The organism is Paenarthrobacter sp. NPDC018779, from assembly GCF_044391085.1.
In the GTDB taxonomy this organism is placed as follows: domain Bacteria; phylum Actinomycetota; class Actinomycetes; order Actinomycetales; family Micrococcaceae; genus Arthrobacter.
On record NZ_JBIRZS010000003.1, the window covers coordinates 64,723 to 81,127 of the forward strand.

At 63.2% G+C, this 16,405-nt stretch carries 13 protein-coding genes; 4 read left to right on the forward strand and 9 right to left on the reverse strand.

Going from position 1 to position 16,405, the window contains the following annotated elements; translation table 11 throughout:
- Positions 1-4: 4 nt before the first annotated feature.
- The 8 genes from ACH488_RS04780 to ACH488_RS04815 form a co-directional block, all read right to left on the reverse strand.
- Complete coding sequence (locus ACH488_RS04780) at positions 5-1,432, reverse strand: APC family permease (RefSeq protein ID WP_397322607.1); 1,428 nt, start codon at positions 1,430-1,432, stop codon at positions 5-7.
- A gap of 53 nt (positions 1,433-1,485) precedes the next feature.
- Positions 1,486-2,598, reverse strand: a complete 1,113-nt coding sequence (locus ACH488_RS04785) for a zinc-binding dehydrogenase (RefSeq protein ID WP_397322608.1) — start codon at positions 2,596-2,598, stop codon at positions 1,486-1,488.
- A 121-nt stretch (positions 2,599-2,719) separates the two neighbouring features.
- A complete protein-coding gene (locus tag ACH488_RS04790) occupies positions 2,720-4,096 on the reverse strand; it encodes an aldehyde dehydrogenase family protein (RefSeq protein WP_397322609.1) in 1,377 nt (458 codons plus the stop codon).
- 43 nt (positions 4,097-4,139) lie between these two features.
- The gene (locus ACH488_RS04795) at positions 4,140-5,483 is read right to left on the reverse strand and encodes an NAD(P)/FAD-dependent oxidoreductase (protein ID WP_397322611.1); all 1,344 of its coding nucleotides are present in this window, start codon (positions 5,481-5,483) and stop codon (positions 4,140-4,142) included.
- Positions 5,480-6,178, reverse strand: coding sequence for a hypothetical protein (locus tag ACH488_RS04800; protein ID WP_397322612.1), 699 nt, complete (start codon positions 6,176-6,178; stop codon positions 5,480-5,482). The genes ACH488_RS04795 and ACH488_RS04800 overlap by 4 nt, the downstream gene beginning before the upstream one ends.
- Complete coding sequence (locus ACH488_RS04805; protein ID WP_397322613.1) at positions 6,175-7,554, reverse strand: flavin monoamine oxidase family protein; 1,380 nt, start codon at positions 7,552-7,554, stop codon at positions 6,175-6,177. Before ACH488_RS04805 ends, ACH488_RS04800 begins: the two co-directional genes overlap by 4 nt.
- Positions 7,538-8,470, reverse strand: coding sequence for an alpha/beta fold hydrolase (locus ACH488_RS04810; RefSeq protein ID WP_397322614.1), 933 nt, complete (start codon positions 8,468-8,470; stop codon positions 7,538-7,540). Before ACH488_RS04810 ends, ACH488_RS04805 begins: the two co-directional genes overlap by 17 nt.
- Entirely contained in the window at positions 8,463-9,995 is a 1,533-nt protein-coding gene (locus ACH488_RS04815) for a flavin-containing monooxygenase (protein WP_397322616.1), read from the reverse strand. Before ACH488_RS04815 ends, ACH488_RS04810 begins: the two co-directional genes overlap by 8 nt.
- 173 nt (positions 9,996-10,168) lie before the next feature.
- Here ACH488_RS04815 and ACH488_RS04820 point away from each other — a divergent pair, with 173 nt between their 5' ends.
- The 3 genes from ACH488_RS04820 to istB all read left to right on the forward strand — a co-directional run bounded on the left by ACH488_RS04820 (position 10,169) and on the right by istB (position 14,142).
- A complete protein-coding gene (locus ACH488_RS04820; protein WP_397322617.1) occupies positions 10,169-11,404 on the forward strand; it encodes a PucR family transcriptional regulator in 1,236 nt (411 codons plus the stop codon).
- A 423-nt stretch (positions 11,405-11,827) separates the two neighbouring features.
- Positions 11,828-13,357: an IS21 family transposase gene (istA, locus tag ACH488_RS04825; RefSeq protein WP_397322618.1), complete on the forward strand. Its 1,530-nt coding sequence runs from the start codon at positions 11,828-11,830 to the stop codon at positions 13,355-13,357.
- Positions 13,354-14,142, forward strand: a complete 789-nt coding sequence (istB, locus tag ACH488_RS04830; RefSeq protein ID WP_217377015.1) for an IS21-like element helper ATPase IstB — start codon at positions 13,354-13,356, stop codon at positions 14,140-14,142. Before istA ends, istB begins: the two co-directional genes overlap by 4 nt.
- A 56-nt stretch (positions 14,143-14,198) precedes the next feature.
- Here the strand turns inward: istB and ACH488_RS04835 are convergent, their stop codons facing one another.
- Complete coding sequence (locus tag ACH488_RS04835; RefSeq protein ID WP_397322619.1) at positions 14,199-14,345, reverse strand: hypothetical protein; 147 nt, start codon at positions 14,343-14,345, stop codon at positions 14,199-14,201.
- A 976-nt stretch (positions 14,346-15,321) separates the two neighbouring features.
- Between ACH488_RS04835 and ACH488_RS04840 the strand changes: the two genes are divergently transcribed.
- Complete coding sequence (locus ACH488_RS04840; protein ID WP_397322620.1) at positions 15,322-16,398, forward strand: DUF4062 domain-containing protein; 1,077 nt, start codon at positions 15,322-15,324, stop codon at positions 16,396-16,398.
- Positions 16,399-16,405 lie beyond the last annotated feature (7 nt).

Sequence of the window (16,405 nt, forward strand, 5' to 3'; positions counted from 1 at the left end):
GCGGTCAGCCGAGGCCGCCCAGAGTGTCTGTCTCGGTGTTGCCGATCCGGGTGAGCACGTCGGGACGGATCCGCCGGATGCGGGCGAACCAGGCGAATCCGGCGAGCATCGACGCCACGAAGAGATACGGAATGAGGTTCAGCGGGAACGCCGGCACCGGCCAGACGTTTGCGAAGAAGATGTACGCCATGGCCAGCACGGCGATGGTCGCACACACCGTGACCAGGGTGCGCGGCATGCCCATCTTCCGCACGTACACCGCGCAGGCTAACGAGACGAGGGCGTAGGCGACCATGTAGCCGTACACCCCGAACGTATCGAGCCAGACCACGATCTCCATCGGGTGTACTCCGTTGAGCAGCAGTGCGATGTTAACGACGACCGATAAGGTGCCGCCGATGAGGAGCACCCGGTGTGGAGTGAGGTGCTTCCGGTGGGTCCGGCCGAGGCTCTCGTGCACCACTCCCTCCTTGCCCATGACGTAGACGATGCGTCCGAGCACGTTGAGCGCTGCGATGCACACAGCCGAGAACGAGGCAGCGACGCCGAAGAGCAGTACGGCCGTGAACCAGACGGGCATGCCGATCCGGTCGGCGATGTCCTGCAGCGGGTTCGCCGATTCCGCGAGCCCATCGCCGAGCACCGCGATCTGCGTGTACGCCCCGAAGAGGTAGATCAGGCCGATGCCGACGACGCTCCACATGATGACGCGGGGAATGGCCTTGTACGGATTCTTCGCCTCACGGCCGAGCGCGTCGGCCGAGGAGAAACCCGCGAAGCCTAGAACGCCCAGCACCATACCCGCCGCGATACCCTGGGGCGGCGCACCTTCAAGGGTGAACTGCTGGGGATCCCACGCGTCCGGTCCGATCGCGAAAAGTGCCGTGACGAACAGCGTCAGGATGATCAGCACAGACACGATCTCCAGCACAAACGAGACACGCGCTGAGATCTGGATCCCTTGGATGGTGAAGAACGTCGTGACGGCACCGAGAATCAGGGTCAAGACGACGTACCCTACCGTGCTGGCAGCCGGCACCCCGAAGGCCTGCAGCAGGTCGGCCGCGTAGGAGACGCCACCGCCGAGCGAGCCCGCCGTGACCCCCCAGCAGCCGATGATCAACGCCAGACCGGCAATGTAAGCGGCCGTCGGTCCGAGCGATTTCGAGACGTAGGTGTAAAGGGACCCGGCCGAGGCGTTCTTCCTCGCGAAGATGGTGACGCACCAGCCGACACTCAGGATCACAATCATCGCGAGCAGGAGCGACAGCAGTGTGCCGCTTCCCGCGCTGATGAATATCGCGGCCGCGGTGAACGCCAGGACCGCGCTCGGGGCGATGTTCGCGATGGCCTGGGCGCCGAGCTCGGCTGACCCCATCACGCCGCGACGGAGCCCGGCATCTTGGGGAGGTGCCTGTTTAACTGTGGACATGGGTGCTCTCCTTCGAGCGAATGATTTGTTGGGGGGATCCGGGGTTAGCCGGGTCAGGGGATGAGCAGTGTCCGCAGCACGCCGCCCGCCTCGAGGTCATCGAGCGCCTCCGCAGCCTCGGTCAGGGGACGACGTCCGGAGATGAGCGGGTCCAGTTTGAGCCGGCCTTCCATGTATTGGTCCACCAGGGCAGGAATGTCGATCGAGGGGCGGACCGAACCATAGTTGGAGCCGAGGATCCGCTGGTCAGCCTCGGCGAGGACCAACGGCTCAAACGAAGCCTTGGCACCGGTGGGCGGCAGTCCAACAATCACAGCGGCGCCCCCGAGGGCCAACATTGAGATTGCCTGCTCGGTGGTGACGGTGCGTCCAATCGCATCGAAGGCGTAGTCGACGCCGTCAGGAATCAACGCACGAAGCTGCTCAACGACGTCGCCCTTCGAGGCGTCGATGCGGTCAGTCGCGCCGAATTCCAGGGCCATCTCCGTCTTTTCGTTTACGACGTCGATCGCGACAATCCGCTCCGCTCCCGCTATTTTGGCCCCCTGGACTACGTTGAGTCCCACCCCACCGCAGCCGATCACGGCAACTGTCGAGCCGGGTTCGACGGCCGCGGTGTTCGTGACGGCACCTACGCCCGTGGCCACTGCACAGCCGACCACCGAAATCACGTCAAGCGGGGCGTCGCTGCGGACTTTGATCGCACCGGACGCCGGCACTACTACCTCCTCCGCAAAGGAGGAAACGCCCAAGTAGTGGAAGATGGTTTCTTCGGTGCCGTCGTCGGTGGTTTTGCTCATGCGGGGGGTGCCGTCGAACAGCACACCCTTGGGCGCCACGAGGGTCGCAACCTTTTGGCAGCGCGCCTCGCGCCCCTGCGTGCAATGGCGGCACTCGCCGCACGGTGGCACCCAGCTGAGGACCACGTGGTCCCCCACGGCGAGGGACGTGACGCCCTCGCCAAGTTCGACGACGACTCCGGAGCCCTCGTGGCCCATCACCATCGGAACGGCGGCGTCCCAATCGCCCTGGCGGACGTGTAGATCGGAATGGCAGACGCCGGCGGCCGCGATTTTGACGCGGACTTCGCCCGCCTTCGGGGCGGCCAGATCGACGTCGGTCACGGCAACTCGGGTATCGGAATCGCGGAAGACTACTGCCTTCATGGTTCCTTCTCCTTCACTTTTGGGCATGCGAAATCAACGCCTCGCATGTAAGGGGGTTTGGGTGTGGGCGGCAGCTTGGCGGCACTGCCCGATGCAACCGGAAGGTCCGGGTGAAATGGTCCTATTCGGCGACGAAGTAGAGACGCTTGTTCGCGAACTCGCCGATGCCTATGGGGCCCATTTCGCGCCCGAATCCAGATCGCTTCACGCCGCCGAACGGGATGTCCGCTCCTTCCGCGGCAATGATGTTTACGTGGGCCATGCCGACCTCCAGCTGGGAGGCCAGCCGTGCACCGCGTGCCGTGTCAGTCGAGAACACCGAACCGCCGAGACCCAGCGGGCAATCATTGGCCAGCTCCAGCGCCTCCTCGTCGCTGTGTACCCGGTACACAGTGGCTACGGGACCGAAGATTTCTTCGCGGTACGACCCTGAGTCGCGGGGTACGTCCACGAGGACCGCGGGTGAGAAGTAAGCGCCGGGCCCATCGGACAGCTCGCCGCCTGCCAGGAGCCGGGCACCCTCGGAGACGGCCGTTCTGACCTGGGCGTCAACCGTTTCCGCGGCGGCGCGGGTGGAGAGCGGGGTGTACTCCCCCGCCTGGAGGTTCAATTGGTCACCGGGTTTGAGACCCTCGGCGAGCGAAACCAGTTCGGCAACGAATTCGTCGTAGATGTCGTCCATGACAATCAGGCGCTTGTTGGAATTGCACACCTGTCCGCCGTTGTAGATGCGGTTCTCCCACGCGGCCTGGGCAATGCCGGCGACGTCCTCGGAGTCGAGGACCACCATTGCATCGATGCCACCGAGTTCCAGGACGCACTTCTTGAGCGCGGAGCCTGCCTGTGCGCCAATGATGGCGCCCGCAGCTTCCGAGCCTGTCAGTGAGATTCCCTGGACACGAGGATCATCGATGATGACGGCGATCTGCTCATGCGAGGTGAACAGGGCCTGGTAGCCTCCGGACGGAAGTCCGGCCTCCTGAAGGATCTCCTGCATGGCGAGGTTCGAACGTGGACAGATATCGGCATGCTTGAGCAGGATCGTGTTCCCCAGCACCAGATTCGGGGCTGCGAAGCGGGCAACCTGGTAGTATGGGAAGTTCCACGGCATGATCCCGACCAGGACACCCAGCGGAAGCTGCTGGATCACGGCCCGGCCAGGCACGGAGCTCGGAATCTCGTATTCGGTGACGAGACCCGGTCCGTGGACGCCGTAGTAATTGAAGATTTCAGCGGCGAAATCGACTTCTTCAAGGGCAGCTTCGATGGACTTGCCCATTTCCGTGGAGATGATCCGCGCAAGCGCATCACGGCGTTCTGTGAAGAGACCTGCTACGCGCCGCACGACTGCGGCGCGATGCTGCACAGACTGGCCCTTCCATTCCCGGTAGGCTGCGTCGGCAGCTGTGAGCTGCTGCTGCACCTGATCGTCGGTTGCTGACTCGAATGATTCCGTGATGTCACCGGTCGCCGGGTTCTGGACTCGGTACTTGGCCATGGTGGTTCCTGTCTGTTTGCTGAAGATATTCGCTCGGTGCCGGTTAGTTGGTGGCGAGGCGGGCCCGGCGTCGGCTGCCGTTGAACAGGTCGCTGACCCGGTCGAAGAGCCACACCGCGCGCAGCACGAATGGATTTATCGCCGGGGAGGGCGCATAAACCGCTTTTTCCTCCCAGACCGACTCAAGGTCTGCCGATCGCTTGCCGTCGACGATGTGGTCGGCGATGAGCGTCCCCAGGTAGGGTGCCTGCGCGAGGCCGTGGCCGTTGCAGGAGGCGGAGTAGTAGACGTTGTCGCCGACCCGCCCGGCCACCGTGGTCCACGACGCGGAGAACGAGATCCAGCCTCCCCAGCAGCGTGCGATGGGTACGTCGGACAGCGATGGGAAGCGCTTGTAAAAATTGTCCGCCAGTTCGCTCATCATCCCCGGGTCCGGGCTTCGTGGCTGGAGCGGATAGTTGGCCCCTGATTCCAGGCGGCGGACACCGAAGACAATGGTGTTGCGGGCCGTGAGTCGGAAGTTCTCCATGATCTGATGCTGGGTGACCACGCCCGAGCGGCTGGTCCATCCCAGTGCAGCGATCCGTTCCGGAGCGATCGGAGCCGTCTCGACCTCAATAATCCAGGCAGGGGTGGAGAGATGCTTGGGGATGATGTCCCACTCGCCGGAGTAGGCGTTGGTCGACAACACAACCTTGTTCGCGGTGAGCTCTCCCCCGGAGGTCGTCATAACCACCTTGCCGCCCCGTCGCTGCACGTCAACGACCCTGGATTTCTCGAACACCCGTGCCGGGGAGTCGAGCAGTGCCCGCCGCAGACCGCGGCACAGCTTGCCCGGGTTGAGCATTCCACCGCGACGTTCCCGCATACCTCCGACGAACGCTCCAGGGATGCCGATCTCCTTGGCTGTGCCGACTTGGCCGTCGACTCCAACCTTCCTGAGGATCGCCGCGAGCGTCTTCACCCGGAACATCTGGACGGGGGACACAGCTGCCCACACCATGCCGTTGGCCTCATAGTCGCAATCGATCTTGTGGCTCTCGATGAGACCTTCCACGTAGTTCGCCGCGTTGTCCGCGAACCTCACCATGCCGGGCAGCTTTTTCGGAGAAAGGACCTGCAGCATCCGAAGGTCTCCGCCGGGAGCGGAGGCTATCTGCCCGCCGTTGCGCGAGCTGGCTCCGTAGCCGCAGAACTCGGATTCGACCAGCGCCACGTCCACTCCCCGCTCGGCAAGGCACAGCGCGGTTGCCATGCCGCCCACGCCCCCGCCAACCACGGCGACGTCGCACTCCTGGGTTCCCTGCAGCGACGGCGCGAATTCCGTTGGTGGGTCAATCCATCCCGTGAATGTGCTGTACTCCACGTTCTTGAACTTGGCGGTCACGACAGTACTCCTTCTTTGTTCGCGGCGGCCGCGGCGTCCTCCCGCGCGTTCCGCTCCCACAGCGTCTTGTAGCCCTTGAAGTAAATGAATCCCTGGGTGCCCCATGTTGCCAACGCGGCGGTGTAGAACCAGGAGCGGTGGGCGTCATCGAACGGCCATGGAAAGAAGTCGTAAGTGATGGCGATCAGCATCGCCACGATCGTGATCATCCCGGTGGCGACGGCCCAGCCCTTCGAGTCGGCACGCCAGAGCCGTCGCGCGAAATAGAACAGGAAGATCGACGTGATCAGGTTCATGATGACGAAGAACGTCGCAGGGGCGACGCCGTACGCCCCGCCCTCATGGAACCCCACCAAGACGATTCCGCCGGCGATGGCGAGTGCGAAGGCACCCACCTCCACCCAGAGGGTCGGCTTGTAGCGATGGGTGACCATCATCAGGCCGAGGATGAGGACCAGCGTGAACCCAAATGAGCGCGAAAACGCGTCGAGGAAATACGCAATCGTGTACATCGGGCTGTTCGGGTCGCCGCCGCTCAAGACCGACCACAACAGGAAGTTGGTCGCCGAAGTGCCGACCACCATCCACTCGAGGCCAAGGAAATAGTTCTTGTACCTCCGAATGAACCGCCACCCGTAGAAGAAACCTGCAAAGATCAGCCACAAGTCTGCCAGAAGGAAGAGTGATTCGATCATGATGCTGATTCCTTTCGAAGCCGGGCGATGATTCTTTCAGCAGCCCGCTGGCCCGTAAGGACCGCGCCATTCATGCATCCGGCCCATTCGCCGGCGGTCTCGGTGCCCGCCCATTCGATCCGGCCATGCGGCTCAGTGAGCGCGCCTGCGTATGTCATGGTGGCGTAGGGAGGCGCTGCCGGGTTCGGCCCACCGGGGGCAAACGTGTCCGTGCCCCAACAGTGGTCTGTGTAGTCGATGGGACTTTCTGCCTGCGAACCGTAGAGGGTTGCCAACTGCTCAAGGACACGCTCGCGACGAAGCTTCGGGCTGAAACCATCGAACACCCGTGGATCGCAGAAAGCCATCAGGATCCCGGGGCCGTCCTGGGGCGAGACATCAAAGGTGATGAACACCGTGCCGGTGTCGGTGACGGACTCGCCGGACAACCCGTCGGCCCGCCAGAATGGCGTTTCGTACGCTACCAGCGCCTTGCTCAGGGCACCCATGCGCCAGGTCTTGGTGAGGCCTTCGGCAGTCTCCGACAACGCGGGTTCGAATTCGATGTCAGACCGGTGCGCAGGCGCGGCCGTCACGATGGCGTGCTTGGCCTGGATCGTCGCGGTGCCCGTGTGGACGGTGACGCCCTGTCCATCCTGGACAATCCGGCGGACCGGTGAATTCAAGACCACACGGTCGCCAAGCTGTTCGGCCAAGCGCCTCGCGACCTCCTGCGTGGTCTCGGCGATCCGGTCCTGCTGCTGGCCGTTCTCGACATCCAGCATGTGGCTGATTCCCCCCACGGCGCGGATGTAGCGCAGAGCGTGCAGAAGCGACACATCCCCGGGGCTGGATCCCCACTGCACTTTGCTGACCAGTGTCATCAAGGCACGTGTGCTGGGCAATGCCCGCTTGCGGTCGAGCCATTCGCCGAACGAGATGGAATCCAGCTTGGCCGCGTCCGGAGACTCCCAAGCAGCCTCGACGTCGATGGTCCCCACCAGCTTTTCCAGGGCCATCTGGACCCGGGCCATGTCCACCACGCCCGCCGGCGACACCGGCGGAATCGTCCCCGTGTATTCACGGCGCTTCCCCGCCAGCCACTGAACGTTACGCCCGGTGGCGAACTGGCTCGTCGTAGTGCACCCGACCCTGGCCGCGAGATCACGGATGGCGGTGTGCCGCGGTGATACCCAGGTAGCGCCCAGATCCACTTTCACTCCGGCAACTTCGCCGGTATAGGAACGTCCCCCAACCCGGTCCCGGCCCTCAATTACCATGACCGAAGCGCCCGTATTCACAAGCCGGTCCGCCGCGCTCAAGCCTGCGAACCCCGCCCCGACAATGACCACATCCACAGTCTCCCTACGGGTGCGTGTTTCAACTGATCTGGACATGGCTTCCTCCTGTACCAACACGTTCGGCGTGCTGGAAGACGTAGTAGGTGATGGGGTCCACCAATGCTTGGGGCATGTGGTGCCCCATCCCGGGGATGACCACGTGCTGCGCCTTGCGGATGGCGCTCACAGTGGCTTCACCACCGCTCTGGGCCACCATGAGGTCACGGTCACCGTTGATGACCAGTGTCGGGGCCGTGATCCTGGCGAGCTCGGGGGTCCTGTCTCCGGCGAGCTGGATTGCCTGGATCTGACGCGCCGAGCCGGCTGCCAGGTCCCCGGCGCTGCGGTCCCACCCGCGTGCCGCGATGGCAGCTTCGGCGGCATCATCGATCGGGTATTCCTTGCCCGCAATGTGCCGGGTGATCCGCAGATGGGCGCGAACGGCCTCTGTACGGTTGCGGGCGTCCGGCCCCATGAGGAGCCGGATCGTTGACGCCGCCGGCTGGCCGACCTTCCGAGAGCCCGTGGTGGAGTAGATCGACGTCAGTGACAGGACGCGGTCTGGCTCGGTTGCGGCGATGGTCTGGGCGATCATTCCGCCGAGCGAACGGCCGACAACATGGACCCTCTCGATCCCCAGATGATCAAGGACGCCCACTGAATCCTGGGCCATGTCCGCGAGCGTGTAGCCGTCGCGGCGCGGACGCGCCATGACCTGGCGCCAAACCGCCGGTGCCGGCGTCGTCATGTAAGTGGACCTGCCGACGTCGCGGTTGTCCACGGAGACCACCCGGAAACCGTGGGCGACCAGGGAATCGACCACGGGTTCGGTCCAGAAGGTGAGATCTTCGCCCAGTCCGGCGATCAGCAGGATCACGGGGTCGGCTTTGCTGCCGGCGTCACGGAAGCAGATGGTCACCCCGGAAGGTACGACGGCGAACCGGTCCAGGTCCGCCGCGGCGAACTCAGACATGGGCCACCTGCTGACCGGTTGCACGGCGGCCTGCGGACCGCACTCCAAACTCAAGGTTCCCATCCGTGACCGGTCCGCGCAGTGCCTTGGCGTCCTCCGGGTAGGACATCATAGTCCGCCAGGGCTTCACGGTTCCCTGCCTCGGAAGCACTCCCTCTCCGCGCTTGGCGTATCCGGACTGCAGGTCCATTACCGGCTTGGTGGTCATTCCCGGCACCGCGACCGGCACAACAGTGTCGTAGCCATGCGCGTCCATGTGCTTCACCAAGTCGATGAAGTACCGGCACAGTAGGCTGACCTTGAGCGTCCACGAGGACGTCGTGTAGCCGATGGCCATTGCCCAGTTCGGGATACCGCTGAGGAGGGTCCCTCGGTAGGCGACGGTGTCGGCAACGTCTACCCGGCGCCCGTCTACCTCGATCGGCATGCCGCCGAAGAGCTGCAGGTTCAGTCCGGTGGCCGTCACAATGATGTCGGCGGCAAGTTCCTCTCCCGATTCCAGGACGACACCGCGCTTGCTGAAGCGTGCAACGCTCCCCGTGACGACGGAGGCGTCGCCGGACTTGATGGCGTCGAAGAAGTCGCCGTCAGGCGCCGCGCACAGGCGCTGGTCCCATGGTGCGTACGGCGGATTGAAGTGCTTGTCGACGTCGAAGCCCTTCCCAAGCCGCTTGATGTTCTCGCGTCGCACCATGGCGCGTCCGGCTCTGGGGAACCGGCGCAGGCCTTCGACAACGAAGTGCTCGGTCCAGATGTTCTTGTACCTCGTGGCTGCGTATCCCAGGCGCTCGCCGAGGAGCTTCGTCAGGGCCAACGCCACACGGTCCACCCGCGGCAACGGCATGATGTAGGTCGGGGTCCGTTGGAGCATGGTGACGTGACCGGCAGCCCCGGGCCCCTTTGCCATAGCGGGAACCATGGTTACAGCAGTGGCACCGCTGCCGATGATCACAACCTTCTTACCGCTGTAGTCCAGGTTCTCCGGCCAGTGCTGCGGATGCACAAGCACACCCTCGAAGTCCGCGCTCCCGGCGAACGATGGTGAGTAGCCTTCGTCGTATTTGTAGTACCCGGTGGCTGCAAATACCCACCCCGCCTTAACCGTTTTCGTGATGAGGGCTCCGGAGGCCGGATCGCTTATTGAGACCGTCAGCGTCCACTTCGAGTCGGTGGAGGACCATTCGGCCCGCTGCACGCGGTGCCCGGTCCTGATCAGGCCCGCCAGCGCGTTTTCATCGACCGTCTCGTGAAGGTAGTCCAGGATCAACGGAGCGTCGGCGATCGCATTCTCGTGGCGCCACGGCTTGAACTCGTAGCCGAAGGTATGCAGATCGGAGTCCGAGCGGATGCCCGGGTACCGGAAGAGATCCCACGTACCGCCGATGTTGTCCCGACCTTCGAGCACGGTCAGGGATTTACCGGGCAGCTCGCGCCTGAAGTACGTCGCCGCGCCTATCCCGGAAATTCCTGCTCCAATCACCACGATGTCGAATTCCTCGACCCCGCCTGATGCTCCACTGGTCATCGTTGGCTCCTTGCTGTTCCAAAAGCTGTTGATCAAGTGTCGCCAGTCACACCGGGCGGCCACTACGACAACGCGCACCGGCTTTAACCGGCCGGGGTGCACCGTGCACATGATGGGTTCTGTCCGGCTGAATCCGCAGTGACTCACCCGCCGCGGCAAGGCAAACTGTCAATATGGAAGAACTTTGGCCACCCCCCAGCCCGCCGGCCGCTGACATGATCCGCTCCATCTGCGAACGGCTCCTGAACGAAGCCGACACCTTCGCAGGGGCGATCTCGGAGCCGGCGGTCATTGCACTCAACGCCCCCGCTCTCCTCGCGGATGCGTCGTTGTTGGCTGAAGACCGCGAACTCAATCGCTCCGATCTTGTCCAATGGCTCACGTCAAACATCCAGCACCCGGGGATGCGGGTGGATCCTTATGTGGGACCCAGAACCGCCGCCTACATCGCAGATCTCGTGTCCCGCGGCATCGCCCCGGATTTCGCATCTGGATGGCGGGCTGCGCTCGCAGTGGGGTGGCGGGGATGGCTCACCGAATGCGTGTCGCAGTGCTCCGACCAAGACGTCCTGGTGGAAGTCCTGGATAAGTCAGCTCACTCAATGGTGCAGTACGCCCTCGACTCCGTCTCGGTCCTTCGCGAGGCGAGCCTGACGGCCTCAATGGGAAACGCCAATGCGGAGGCTGTTGCCATGATCCAGCTGATCGCCGGCGGTGCACCCATGACGCAGGACCTTGCCGAGGAGCGCCTGGCCTACCGCATGGCACGTCAGCACGTCGCCCTTGTGCTGTGGACCGATGATCCCCACAGTGGAAGCTCCTTGGACAAGGCAGTAACCGCCTTGCGCTCGGCTGCGCCTGGACGTGCCCTGCTGGTAGCAAGGGCCAGTTCAGCGTCCCGATGGATTTGGCTCTCCGGGCATGAGCAGCCGGACCTGCACCACCTGGAAAAGCTCTTGGCGAAAGAAACGCAGGTAAGGGGCGCAGTGGGCAGGCCCGGTCACGGCCTCGAGGGCTTCAGAGCCAGCCACCAGGACGCGCTGGCGGCCCAGGCTATGCTTACCCGGTTGGGATCGGACCGGCAGTTCACGGTATACGCCGACGTCGAACTTGTTGACGGCCTCACGAAGGACCGCCTCAGCGCACAGCGCTTCGTGGCCCGGACACTCGGTCCACTGGCGGAGGCGGACCCAACGCTGCAGGAGGCGTTGCTGACTTATGTGCAGTGCGGCTTCAACACCACCAGGGCCGCATCCCGGCTGTACCTTCACAGGAACACGGTGGAGCGGCGTGTTTCCCGGTCCAATGAACTCTCAGTGGTGAAGGTCGAAGACAACCCTGCCCACGTCGCCGCCGCGCTCCTGGTACTGGACCTCGTGCCCGGCATTGTTGCCCCGAGGTCGAGTTAGAGCTGAACTGGACACTAACCGCGTCTACTCCGTGACAGGTCAGCTTGGATTCGAGGCACCTTCGCTACGTCATTAAGGAGTACACCCCAACCTGACATCAGATCCGGCGGGGTTCGGCCTCAGGTTAGGACCTGTTTCGCTTATGGTTGGCGGCACACACCCCAGTTCGTAGACTTCCTCCTGACAGTCCGGTCGGACTCACGAAAGCCAAGCTCTGTCGCCCCGTGGATGTGTTAGCGGCCATGAAAAACTGCCCATTGGCGGCCACGGAAATGCCCACTGACGGCCAGTAAAACTGCCCATTGGTGGCCATGAGATCTGCCCACTTCCTTACTTACCTGCCGCGTCTTAAGCGGCGGGGCCTCTCCCCGGGATTTGATGACGGTGTCTAGACGCACCAAGTCACTCGGGAAGAGGCCCTGTATGAAGCATGACGGAGAAATCATGGAAATTCTTGCTGCCTACGATCTGACCGGATCGTTACGCGCCACGGCCGAACTCACGGGCTGCTCGCATCACACTGTTGCCAGGCATGTCGCCGCCCGGGACGCGGGCCGGCCGATCGGAGAACCCGCCCCGCGGAACCGGGTGACCGGCCCGTTCCTGCCCAAGATTGAGGAATGGGTCGAGGCGTCCAAGGGCCGGATCCGCGCCGATAAAGCCCACGAGAAGCTGCTCGCTCTGGGCTATGCGGGTTCCGAACGGTCCACCCGCCGGGCGATTGCGCAGGTCAAGGCCGCGTGGCGGCTGGGTCACGTGCGGGTCCACCGGCCGTGGATCGCGGAGCCGGGGATGTGGCTGCAGTACGACTTCGGCGACGGACCGCGCATCGACGGGGTAAAGACCGTCTTGTTCGTGGCCTGGCTGGCGTTCTCGAGGTTCCGGATCGTAATCCCTTTGCGGGACCGGACCGCGCCGAGCGTGTTCGCCGCACTGGACCGGTGCTTCCGGATCCTGGGAGGCGCACCGACCTATGTCCTGACCGACAACGAGAAAACGGTGACCACGGCCCATGTTGCCGGGGTGCCGGTCCGGAACCAACAGACCCTGGGCTTCGCCCGTCACTACGGTGTCACCGTGCTGACCTGCCAGCCCGCGGACCCGGCCACGAAAGGCGGAGTCGAAGCCTCGGTGAAGCTGGCCAAGGCAGACCTCGTGCCCAAGGACACCAACCTGCGCACGGACTACGGCTCCTTCGCCGAGCTTGAGGAGGCCTGCGAGGCGTTCATGGACGATGTCAACAGCCGGGAACACCGCACCATCCGGCGTAAACCCGCCGTGGTGTTGGCCGAGGAGCAGCCCCGCCTGCACCCGGTTCCGGACGCGGCCCATACGGTCGCGTTCGGACTCGCCCGCACGGTTCCGGAGAACACCCCGATGATTACCTTCGAGAACGCCCAATACTCCGTTCCGGCGCAGCTGCTCGGAACCCGCGTGTTCGTCCGCGCCCACGGCACCGGACCAGACGAACACGTCATCATCGTCCACCACGGCCCGTCGGGTCCGGTCGAGGTCGCCCGCCATCACCGGGCCCGGCCCGGTAGCCCCGCCATCAACGATGAGCACTTCCCCGGGACCAGGACCAGGATCCCGGGCGACTACCCAGTGAAGGCACGCAGCGCGGACGAGGCCGAGTTCCTGGCCATCGGCGAGGGCGCCAGGACCTGGCTGGTCGAAGCCGCCGCGGCCGGCACGGCCCGGATGAACGTGAAAATGGCTGAAGCCGTGACCCTGGCAAAGATCGCCGGCTCCGCTGAAGTCGATAAAGCCCTCGGCAACGCAGCCTTCCACGGCCGGTTCGCGCACGGGGATCTGGCTTCGATCCTGAACGCCGGAAAGTCCCGCACCACCACCCACTCCGCGGACGAAACTCGGTCGCTGACCCAGGGAACCAGTGCCTGGGCAGCCATGGGCTCCCCGCACTCCATCACGCAGAAGGAGCAGAACCGATGAGCCCCGTCGCCACGCCCAACACCGCCGCCCCGGCACTGCCGGCAGAGCTGGAAGCGTTGATGCGGCAACTGAAGATGCCCCACGCCCGAGCCCTGGCCCCGGAACTGATCGCGACCGCCCGGGCCCAGCGATGGGAACCGGCCGAGATCATCAAGGCACTCTTCGTCGAGGAAACAGCCGGCCGAGCCCGGTCGATGCTGGCCACCCGGCGCAAGGCAGCAGGGTTCCCGACCGGTAAAACCTTCGACGTCTGGGACCCCGCCGTCTCGTCCATCCCGGGCCCGACCCAGCAGGCACTCCGTACCTTGGAATGGATCAGCCGGCGGGAAAACCTCGTCGTCTGCGGCCCTTCCGGAACCGGGAAAACGTTCTTCCTCGAAGCGCTCGGCCAACAAGCCGTCGAAGCCGGAATGCGCGTGGCTTGGTTCCGGCTTGAGGACCTCGGCGCCTTGATCCGGGCCCACCGCACCGATGACAGCGTCACCCGCGCCGTGACCAGAATCCTCCGCGCCGACCTCGTCGTCATTGACGACATCGGCCTCTTACCGGTCGCGACCGACGCCGCCGAAGGCCTCTACCGGGTCGTGGACGCAGCCTACGAAAAACGCTCCGTCGCGATCTCATCGAACCTGCACCCGGCGGGTTTCGATGAGCTCATGCCCAAAACCCTCGCAACGGCAACCGTAGACCGGCTCCTGCACCACGCCCACGTCTGCCAAACCAGCGGCGATTCAATCCGCCTCACCCAAGCCCTCGCCGGAAAAGGAGTCACCCAACTGAACTAACAAGACTCGTGATGGCCAATCCCGCCGAACCAATAAGTAGGCAGATCTGTTGGCCATCACCGGGCAGTTTTGCTGGCCACCAGCGGGCACATCAGCTGGCCGCCGGTGGGCAGAAACTCATGGCCATTGACATGGATGGAATGCGGCTGCCCTCCAAGAGATACGAAGCCCCTGCAGAACACCATGGATTCCGCTTCGGTCATGTCGCCCCTGGTTGCCTGCGGAGTGAACACGTGACGGCAAGAAAAGAGCAAACCGTGGTCAGATTCAAAACAGACTTAAGTGTGCACACTGTACACACCCACTTTGGCTCGACAAGGCGACTCTTCGATGCCGTGAGGAGAGGAAGATCCAATGGCTGAGACCGACGAAACAGAAATCGCTGGAAGTCATGTCGTACCTAATCCCTAGGCCCATGAACATGCGTAGGCCGCTCCGGACCCACCGGACAGAACCGAAAGAAGGAACGAGAATGACCCCAGTTCAAAGCACGCGGAGCGCCCACCAGCCAGGACGCTGACTCCGCTCCCCACCCAAACTGAACAGGCCGTACCCGGCGGCCAGGCACAAGCCGGGACTCCCAATCAGAGGGACTTGTCAGGAAATGTACACACATTAAAGCAAAAACCCCTCTGACGAGGGGAAATGCTGTGCCCGAGGTGGGACTCGAACGCGATTCCCGCCCTTGATATTGCTGGGAACCCGCGGAAACCTGCCGAATCCGGCCCAGTCCGGCAGCTGTACGGGCCAGTCCGAGGCCCAAAGTGTGGACATTGTCCACACTCCATTTTTTGCCGCTGTCGATGGTAGCCGGGACGCCGACCGCGGCCCAGGACAGCCGACGCGCAACGAAGAGGCGCCCGGTACACGGCAGTTACCGGAAGTTCCCGTAAGACTTGAGCAAGAAGCCTTCATTGGATTTCCTCCTTTCACACATTCATGGCGGTTCGATCACGAGGCGACATGACCTCACCGCTTGAAGAAAGTGAGGATGTAGAAGGTTTGCAGCCATTCCGCTGTAGATGAACGTGGCGTGAGCCGGCCTCGGGACAGGACCGTTCACCAACGAAGTGGGAATTGGACCAGCCCGTGGACCAAACTGTCAACCTGGTTGGGATACCAAAGCACCTCGTCTTCCTAGGCCGCGAGGCAATGTTGGCTCTGTGCTAAACATGACTTATGGAACGCCGCTACCAAGTCTTCGTCAGCTCAACCTTTCGCGACCTCGTTGATGAACGTCGCGAAGTCATTCAGGCCCTGCTGGAGATGGACTGCCTGCCTGCTGGCATGGAGATGTTTCCGGCTGCAAGCGAGGACCAATGGTCGCTCATTCGCAAGGTCATCGACCAAAGCGACTTCTACGTGGTCGTCGTCGGGGGCAGGTATGGCAGCACCACGGCTGAAGGCGTCAGCTACACCGAGATGGAGTACAACTATGCGGTCGAGACCGGGAAGACCATTCTCGGCTTCGTTCATGCCGACCCTGGAAGCATTCCCGCCAGCAAGACTGAATTGGACGCCGCAGCGCGTGATCGCTTGGATGCGTTCCGCGCCAAGGTACAGACTTTGCATGTCAAGATGTACAACAATGCCGAGGACCTCGGATCCAAAGTGTCCAGGGCGCTCAACATGGCCATGAAGAATACCGCTGCCGAGGGCTGGGTGCGTGGCCGCTTCGCGATGACCCCCGAGACTCAGGCCGAAATTTCAGACCTTCGTGCACAAATAAGTGAACTTAAGTTGACCAATGAACTCTCGGCCGCGCAAACGAAGAAGGCAGGTGTTCCAGAAGACCTTGCTTCCGGTAACGACAAGTACGAGATGTATGCGAACTTCTACTATTACGACACGGAAGAGGTATCGCGGGGAATCTATGCCCGCACACCGAAGTCCCGGCAGCAGCGAATTTTAATCGTGACCTGGAATGAAATTTTCTACGACGTTGGCGCCTCGCTTATAAACGAGGCCAGCGAAGAGGATATACGTAAAGTCTTAAATCGCTTTGTGCTGGGGTGTATCGTAAACCGTCCAGAGGAAAAGCTCCCCGAAGACCATGGCCGGTCCGACAGCGCCGTCGTCCTGAGTGAGAGCTTCGACGACGTCGTGGTCCAACTGTTTGCTTTAGGCCTCATCACCCACGGGGTCAAAAAGCGCTCAACCACCGATAAGGACAAGTACTGGTCTCTCACTCCCCTCGGTCAGGACGAACTGATGAAACTCCGGGCGATCAGGAAGGGTGAGGACGTAGCTCGCTGAGAACCTA

Coding starts and splice junctions, on each gene's coding strand:
- ACH488_RS04780 (WP_397322607.1), bottom strand. CDS start 1,432: ATGTCCACAGTTAAACAGGCACCTCCCCAAGATGCCGGGCTCCGTCGC.
- ACH488_RS04785 (WP_397322608.1), bottom strand. CDS start 2,598: ATGAAGGCAGTAGTCTTCCGCGATTCCGATACCCGAGTTGCCGTGACC.
- ACH488_RS04790 (WP_397322609.1), bottom strand. CDS start 4,096: ATGGCCAAGTACCGAGTCCAGAACCCGGCGACCGGTGACATCACGGAA.
- ACH488_RS04800 (WP_397322612.1), bottom strand. CDS start 6,178: ATGATCGAATCACTCTTCCTTCTGGCAGACTTGTGGCTGATCTTTGCA.
- ACH488_RS04805 (WP_397322613.1), bottom strand. CDS start 7,554: ATGTCCAGATCAGTTGAAACACGCACCCGTAGGGAGACTGTGGATGTG.
- ACH488_RS04810 (WP_397322614.1), bottom strand. CDS start 8,470: ATGTCTGAGTTCGCCGCGGCGGACCTGGACCGGTTCGCCGTCGTACCT.
- ACH488_RS04815 (WP_397322616.1), bottom strand. CDS start 9,995: ATGACCAGTGGAGCATCAGGCGGGGTCGAGGAATTCGACATCGTGGTG.
- ACH488_RS04820 (WP_397322617.1), top strand. CDS start 10,169: ATGGAAGAACTTTGGCCACCCCCCAGCCCGCCGGCCGCTGACATGATC.
- istA (WP_397322618.1), top strand. CDS start 11,828: ATGAAGCATGACGGAGAAATCATGGAAATTCTTGCTGCCTACGATCTG.
- istB (WP_217377015.1), top strand. CDS start 13,354: ATGAGCCCCGTCGCCACGCCCAACACCGCCGCCCCGGCACTGCCGGCA.
- ACH488_RS04835 (WP_397322619.1), bottom strand. CDS start 14,345: ATGACCGAAGCGGAATCCATGGTGTTCTGCAGGGGCTTCGTATCTCTT.
- ACH488_RS04840 (WP_397322620.1), top strand. CDS start 15,322: ATGGAACGCCGCTACCAAGTCTTCGTCAGCTCAACCTTTCGCGACCTC.